Source organism: Longimicrobium sp., from assembly GCF_036280135.1.
Classification (GTDB): Bacteria; Gemmatimonadota; Gemmatimonadetes; order Longimicrobiales; family Longimicrobiaceae; genus Longimicrobium.
Genome location: NZ_DASURI010000549.1, coordinates 1 through 6927 on the forward strand (window position 1 = coordinate 1; position 6927 = coordinate 6927).

Below are 6927 nucleotides of genomic sequence, written 5' to 3' on the forward strand. Positions count from 1 at the left end.
GGGCTTACGGACCCCGTCACCCCAAGCTGCCGGCCCTGGCGCACGACGTGGCGTACTTCTGGATGGGCCAGGGCCGCTTCGAGCCGGCGCTGGACGTGTTTCGCGCCGTGCTGCCGCACTTCGTGGACGCGGGCGAGCGCCTGCTGTGCGCCGGCAACCTGGGCCGGGCCTCGGGCGCCCTGGGGGACCGCGCCACCTTCGAGGAGGCGTGGGAGATGGTGTGGAACTCCGACGACCGGGAGAAGCTGGCGGCGGCCTCGCAGGCGCTGCTGGAGCTGGCGCACGGGGCCAGCAGCCTGCGCGACTGGCCCCGCGCCGAAAAGGCCGCCGAGGCCGCCCGCGACCTGGCCCAGAAGCGCGGCCAGGGCCAGGTGGTGATCCTGAGCGACACGGTGCTGGACGCGGCGCGCCGCAAGCGCAACATCGAGACGCCCGCCGCGGCCGAGCCGGCCGGGGCGGCGGAAGACACGCAGGACCTGGCCGCCGAGTTCGTCCGCTCCCTTCGCGGCGCCGCCGCGCGGTAATCGGCCGATCAGGATCCGCTCGACGCATCAGCCCTCCCCGGCCCGTCCGGGGAGGGCTGATGTGCTTCGGCGGAATCCCCGCCCTTGCCTTCATCCGGGCAAACCCTGAGTGCCGCGCGCGGAGGGCTCTACGGAAGGATTTCACACGGGGCCTTCGGCCAACGGAGGGAACGGTAACGGATCGAAAGAAACCCGTTGACTCCGTTGGCCGCAGGCCTCGTGTGAGATTCTCCGTGCATCATCATCGAACGAAAACCGGGCCTCCCGCGTGGTGCGGGAGGCCTGGCTCCGTTCATCCCCTGCGCCGTCCGTCCGCCGTCAGAACGCGGCCAGGCCGGTCACGCTGACGGGGAAGACGTTCATGACGCCGGCCGACGCCATGGCCGTGAGCGAGCCGTCCGTGTTCACGCGGAAGACGTCGATGCCGCGGTCGCCCGACGTGAGCGCGTACAGGTAGCCGTCGGCGTAGGCCATGTCCAGCGGCATGGAGTTCATCCCCGTGTCGCCCGTGCGGCCGTCGGCCGTGAGCCGCGTGAGCGCGCCCGTGCCGCCGATGGAGTAGCCCGTGATGCTGCCGCTGCCCGTGTTCGTGGTGTACGCGAAGCGGCCGTCCGGCGTGATCTGCACCCAGCACGCGGCCGTCTCCGTGGTGGGCACGGACCCGCTGATGACCGTGGCCGCCGTGCTCGTGGGGAACGTGAGCGAGCCCGCCGCGCTGCCGTCGGGCACCGCCGCCCGGTTGGGACCGATGTTGCCGATGCTCAGGATGTAGCGGCCGCTCATGTCGAAGTCCGCGCCGAACGGTGTGGGCCCGGGCGAGCTCACCACCGTGGGTCCCGACGTGGGGATGCCGTCCGTCCCCAGCCCGTACAGCACCAGCCGGTTGGTCGGCTTCTCGGTAACCACCATCGTGCGCCCGTCGGGGCTGATGCGGATGCTGCCGGGGCCGGGCATGGCCGCGCCGCTCAGCGCCCGCGTGCTGCCGGCCAGGGCCGTGAGCGTGCCGTCCGTGCCCACGCGGAACCCGCTGACGCTGCCGCCGCCCATGGCGTTCACCACGTACAGCACGTTGCCGCGCGCCGCCAGGCTCACGGGCATGGTGCCGCCCGAGCTCACCGTGCTCACCCGCGTGATGGATCCCTCGTCGTCCACGCGGAACGAGCTGACGGAGTTGCTGCCCGCGTTCACCGCAAAGAGCCAGCGGTTGTCGTCGCTCAGGATGAGCGCGTCCTGCGACTCCAGCGGGTCCGTGCCGAACACCGGGTGCGGGCCGCTGCCCTGGCCGCCGGCCGACACGGAGTCCATCCGCGTGAGCGAGCCGTCGTCGTCGCGGTCGTACACCAGGATGTAGTTGGCGCTCGCCGCGTTGTTCATGGTGTAGACCGCGCCGCCGTCGTCACCGTCGTTGTCGTCGGAACCGAACACGTCCTCGCACGCCGCCAGGGGCAGCGCGGCCAGCAGTACCATCCACCACGCCTTCATCGCACACCTCACCTCCACACGGGTACGCCACAATCCGTCTCCGACGTGCGTGGAACAGCCCGAAAGCACCGGTTGATGCGCAGGGTGCCTTCGCCGGGTCCACGCCGCGGACCGGGTTCGAGTGGGCGAGGGGTTTGGCAAATCGCGGACCAGAACCGAACGCTGCAAACGGTTGTTCCGAAACGATTTGACACGATGCATCCCAAAGGCGATACAACCTGATTCTCCACTCCGTGCGCTTTGTCGACAGTTCGAAAACGGCGCAACTCGCGCGGTCCGCCGATGCGCCGGGCCGGAGGACCCGGTTCCATGGGCCGTCGCTGGCGCGGCGCGTGCGAACGGGCGGCGCGTCGGGGGGCGAGGCGTGGGCGCGGCGCATCCATCTGCTTTGACCGCAGCGGCTTGACGGGGGACGGCGATGGGGCCATCGTTGATGCGAGCGCGGCTTCTCCCGCCGCCGCGCATCCGGATTGCCCCCCTGACGCATTCTCGGCCCGCCCGCGCGGGCCCCTGGCAGCTCATCCGCCGCGCCTTTCCGGGCCGGCCGCACGTTTTCGCGCATGACCCAGAAGTCGCTGTACGCCCTGCTGGCCGCCGCCCCCGCGCTGATGATCGGCGCCCTGGCGGGGACGGCGCTCCGCGCGCCAAGCGCCCCGTCCACGGACACGCCGCTGGCCGCCGCCGCGCTCGTGGCGCCCGCCTTTGCCGCCACGCCGTCCGCCGCTCCCGCCGCCGAGTCCGCCGCGCCCAGGCCGGCGGTGATGGAGGAGGGGCGGGCGCTGTGGGTGAACCGCTGGGACTACGGCAGCGCGGCCACCATCCGCCAGGTGATGGAGAACGCGGCGCGGGCGCACTTCAACATCGTCTACTTCCAGGTGCGCGGCCCGTGGGACGCCCGCTACCGCTCGCAGCTGGACCCGTGCTCCACGCGCCTGTGCGACCGGCTGGGCGGCGTGCCCACGTGGGACCCGCTGGAGGTGGCCGTCCGCGAGGCACACGCGCGCGGGCTGCAGCTGCACGCGTGGATCAACGGGCTCTCGGGCTGGGAGTCCAACGACGGCTCCACCTGCGCGCGCCTGCGCCCCAGCGCCCCCGGGCAGCCCAACCACGTGCTGGTGGACCACCCCGAGTGGGCCATGCACACGCGCGCCGGCCGCCCCATGCGCTGCCCCAACGGCGAGGAGTACGTCTACCTGTCGCCGGCGCACGCGGGCGTGCGCACGCACCTGGCGCGCGTGGCCGCCGACATCGTGCGGCGCTACGAGGTGGACGGCATTCACCTGGACCGCATCCGCTACCCCGGCGCGGACTACGGGTGGGACCCGGCGGCGCTGGCGCAGTTCGGCCGGGACCCCGCGGCCAACCCGCAGGACTGGGCGCGCTTTCGGCGCGACCTCGTGAGCCGCATGGTGCAGGAGACCCACGACAGCATCCACGCCGTTCGCGCGGTGCCGCTCTCGGCGGCCGTGTGGCCCATCTACGACCGCACGCGCTTCGGCTGGCCGTCGTCCAGCGGCGTGGGGCAGTTCTTCCAGGACACGTGGGGATGGGCCAGCGGCGGATATCTCGACGTGGCCGTGCCCATGACCTACTTCCGCGTGGCGCCCGAGCGCTGCTCGTACCGGCCGCTCCGTCCCGGGCAGGAGCCCAATCCCGATTGGGACTGCATGATCGCGGACCACGTGCAGGGCATGCGTCCCAGCGGCCGCCACGTCTACGCGGGCGTGCTGCCCGGGCTGGGGCGCGACGAGATCACCAAGCAGGTGCGCATTGGCCGCGCGCACGGGGTGAACGGGTTCTCGTTCTACTTCTACAGCGCGCTGGCGGACATGAACGCGTGGGCCTTCCTGGGCGATGGCGTGTTCCGCGAGCCCGCCGTCCCCCCGCGCATGCCCTGGCTGCAGTAACCGCAAACGAGATCGGATGATGCGCATCGGCGGCTTCTCTGGGATCGAGGGAAGCCGCCGATGTGTTTTCGTCGAACCGCGACAACGTGTTCCGTCCCGTGCTGTCATTCTGACGTCGGCGCGGCTGGGGCCATCCCGTAGCGGATGCGCCGACGGAAGAATCTGGTCGCGCCGCGCCCGGCACTCACCCGTGCACGAACCCCTCTCCGCCCTCCGCGAGATGCGTCATCCTGAGGAGCCGCCGCGCTGACGCCGCCCCGGGCGTGATCCATGGCGGCGACGAAGGATCTTGCATCCGAGCCACGGTCCCGATCACGGAGGCACGAAGCCCAGCCAGTCTGTCGCCTTCCTGCCCAGGCCGCCTTTTCCCGATCGCGATCAGGTGGATGCTCTGCCTGGGCAACCTTCCGCGCCCGGCGCCGCCATCCTGCCCTTCCGAAAAAAAAACGGATGCCGTCCCCTCGCCGAAAGCAGCCCTCTACCAAGGGACGCCGTCCTCCTGCTGATTCCTCCGGTCGCGACCGGCCGTCGCGCGTAGAGGCCTCCTGCCTTTCCAACCTCCCCCAGGGGTTATTGGGGGAGGTGCGAGCCTAGGCGAGCGGAGGGGGCGCCCCGCGCGGAGCCCGCCCCCCATCACGAACGAAGCGCACGTCTCACGCTCTGCCGGCGAACCGGCGTGCGTCTTGCCGCCGGCGGCGCCGCGGGACGGACCCGCATGGGGGGCAGAAGGCTGAATCACAGGCGGAGAGCGGGATGGCGGAGGAGTCCGGCGCGGCGATCTACGCGTCCATCGGCGCCAACGTGGCCATCGCGGCCACCAAGTTCACGGCCGCGGCGTTCACCGGCAGCTCCGCCATGGTCGCCGAGGGCGTGCACTCGCTGGTGGATTCAGCGGACGGCATGCTCCTGCTGCTGGGCCGCCGCCGCGCCCGCCGCCCGGCGGACACGCAGCACCCGTTCGGCCACGGGAGCGAGCTGTACTTCTGGACGCTCATCGTCGCCATCCTCTTCTTCGCGCTGGGCGGCGGCATGTCCGTGTACGAGGGCGTGACGCACATCCTGCATCCCGAGCCCATCCGCGACCCGCACTGGAACTACATCGTCCTGGGCTTCGCCGCGTTCTTCGACGGTTCGTCCTTCATCGTGGGATACCGGCAGTTCCGCCGGCACGCGGCGGGACGGGGCTTCTGGGCCACCATCCGCGAGAGCAAGGACCCCACGCTGTTCACCGTGGTGCTGGAAGACACGGCGGACATGATCGGCATCGCCCTGGCGTTCCTGGGCGTGTACCTGGGGCACCGCTACCAGAACCCCTACCTGGACGGCGCCGCATCCATCGGCGTGGGGTTGGTGCTGGCGGGGGTGGCCGTGGTGCTGCTGGTGCAGAGCAAGGGGCTGCTGATCGGCGAGCGGGCGGACCAGGAGGTGGTGGACCGCATCACCCAAGCGGCTGCGGTGCCGGAGATCGCGGACGTGCGGCGCATCCGCACGCTGCAGCTGTCGCCCAGCGAGGTGCTGGTGGCGCTGGACGTGACGTTCGCGCCCGGCCTGACGCGGCAGGAGGTGCTGAGCGCCATCGACGGGCTGGAGCAGCGCGTCCGTGCCGCCGCGCCCCACGAGCTGCACGTGTACCTGGAGATCTCCGCCCTCCGCGCCGGCCGCGTAGCCCTCGATCCGCCTCCAGAACAACAGAATTGAATCACGCAGAGGGAGCAGGGGCAGCAGAGGACTTCATCGCGCGACGAAGTACTCTGCTGCCTCTGCTCCCTCTGCGTGAGAATGCCGTTCGCCGTTACGCCTTTACCGGCTGGCGAGCGACGGAGCGGCGAGGCCGGCCTTGAGCGCCTTGGCGGCCTGGGCCTGCGCCTTCGCGGCCTTCTTGACCACGTTGGCCATCCCGAAGAACTCGTGCGTCACGCCGTCGTGCGTGTGGTACGTCACGTCCACGCCCGCGGCCTCCAGCGCCTGCGCCAGCCGCTCGCCGTCCGACCGCAGCGGGTCGATCTCCGCCGTGATGATGGTGGTGGCGGGCAGCCCCCGCAGGTCCGCGCGGACGAGCGAGATGAGCGCGTGGTCCGCGTCCGCCGGCGTCCGCAGGTACTGGTCAAAGAACCACCGCATCATGGCCGCGTTCAGCGGCTTGGCGTCCGCGTTCTCCACGTACGACGGCGAGTCCGTGTGCCCGTCGGCGATGGGGTACACGGCCAGCACGTGCGCCGGCGGCTGGATGCCGTTGTCGCGCGCCAGGATGGCCGTGGACACGGCCAGGTTGCCGCCCGCGCTCTCGCCCGCCACGGCCACGCGCGTGGGGTCGCCGCCCAGCGCCTCGGCGTTCTGCAGCACCCAGTGGTACGCGGCGAACGCGTCCTGGTGCGCGGCCGGGAACTTGTGCTCCGGCGCCTTGCGGTACTCCACGCTCACGACGAAGGCGCCCACGGCGTCGCACAGCCCGCGCGCGGAGGCGTCGTACGTGTCGTTGGTGGCGATCACCCATCCGCCGCCGTGCGTGTAGACGATCACGGGGAACGGGCCCTCGCCGTGCGGCACGTACACGCGCACGGGGATCTCGCCGCCCGGCCCGGGGATCGTCCGCTCCACCACGCTGGCCACGGGCAGCGGCGCCGGCGTGGTGCCGTGCTCGCGCAGCAGCGCCAGGACGGCGTGCGTGGGCGTGGGCTGCATCCGCGCCTCGTCCGCCGACAGCGTCTCCAGGGGCGTGCCGCCCAGCCGCTCCAGGTGGCGCAGCACGTGGCGCATGTCGCGGTCGGCGCGGGCCTGCGTCTCGTCCGCCGGCGTCTCCTCGCGTCCCAGGCGCGCGCGGACGGTGTCGTTCATCTGCCCCAGCAGGCCGCTGCGGCGGAGCAGGTACGCGCCGCCGCCGATGAGCCCCAGCGTGAGCAGGGTCTGCAGCGGGTGCTGGCGCGTGTGCGTGTACGCGCTCGTGCGCATCACGTGGCCGTCGTAGTCGCCCCGCTCGCGGCCGCTCACGGACGGCTCGTACAACGCGTCGTTGC

The 6927-nt window shown here is 71.7% G+C and carries 5 protein-coding genes; 3 read left to right on the plus strand and 2 right to left on the minus strand.

Features of this window, described 5'->3' with window-relative positions; genetic code table 11:
* Positions 1 to 524: hypothetical protein (locus tag VFZ20_RS17645; protein ID WP_329685238.1), on the plus strand; the 524-nt coding region annotated here is incomplete at its 5' end.
* A gap of 318 nt (positions 525 to 842) precedes the next feature.
* Here the strand turns inward: VFZ20_RS17645 and VFZ20_RS17650 are convergent.
* Positions 843 to 2006 carry a lactonase family protein gene (locus VFZ20_RS17650; RefSeq protein WP_329685239.1) on the minus strand — a complete coding sequence of 388 codons (1164 nt, stop codon included), beginning with the start codon at positions 2004 to 2006 and terminating at the stop codon, positions 843 to 845.
* 560 nt (positions 2007 to 2566) lie between these two features.
* Here VFZ20_RS17650 and VFZ20_RS17655 point away from each other — a divergent pair.
* Positions 2567 to 3913 carry a glycoside hydrolase family 10 protein gene (locus VFZ20_RS17655; protein WP_329685240.1) on the plus strand — a complete coding sequence of 449 codons (1347 nt, stop codon included), beginning with the start codon at positions 2567 to 2569 and terminating at the stop codon, positions 3911 to 3913.
* Positions 3914 to 4666: 753 nt separating this feature from the next.
* Complete coding sequence (locus tag VFZ20_RS17660; protein WP_329685241.1) at positions 4667 to 5611, plus strand: cation diffusion facilitator family transporter; 945 nt, start codon at positions 4667 to 4669, stop codon at positions 5609 to 5611.
* A gap of 102 nt (positions 5612 to 5713) precedes the next feature.
* Here VFZ20_RS17660 and VFZ20_RS17665 read toward each other — a convergent pair.
* The coding region (locus tag VFZ20_RS17665; RefSeq protein ID WP_329685242.1) for an alpha/beta hydrolase at positions 5714 to 6927 on the minus strand (1214 nt) is incomplete at its 5' end.